Origin of the sequence: Chryseobacterium sp. 'Rf worker isolate 10' (assembly GCF_050753305.1) — a bacterium.
Lineage (GTDB): Bacteria > Bacteroidota > Bacteroidia > Flavobacteriales > Weeksellaceae > Chryseobacterium.
The window spans coordinates 1-279 of the sequence record NZ_JBOZOF010000022.1 but is presented as its reverse complement, the minus strand read 5'-3'; the positions used below and the strand labels follow the sequence as shown (position 1 = coordinate 279).

Genomic DNA, 279 nt, shown 5'->3' with positions numbered 1-279 from the left:
TGGCCGGTTGCTCCACCGTCGCCATCGAGTCGAGGAAACAGGCCGCCAGGCGCCCCAGCCCGCCGTTGCCCAGCGCCGGATCGGTTTCCTGCTCCAGCAAATCCGCCAGCTTGACGTTCTGCTCCGCCAGCGCCTGCTCGACGGTGTCGTACCAGCCCAGGTTGATCAGGTTGTTCGCCGTCAGCCGGCCGATCAGAAACTCCATCGAGATGTAGTTCACGTGGCGCAGCGGTTTGGCGCTTTTGCGCGGCGCCGGCTGCGCGGCCAACTGCTCGGCCA

General features: G+C 66.7%; 1 protein-coding gene. It reads right to left on the bottom strand.

The annotated features are described in order from the left end of the window. Positions 1-279: glycogen/starch/alpha-glucan phosphorylase (locus LKL37_RS23030; RefSeq protein WP_431612577.1), on the bottom strand; the 279-nt coding region annotated here is incomplete at both ends.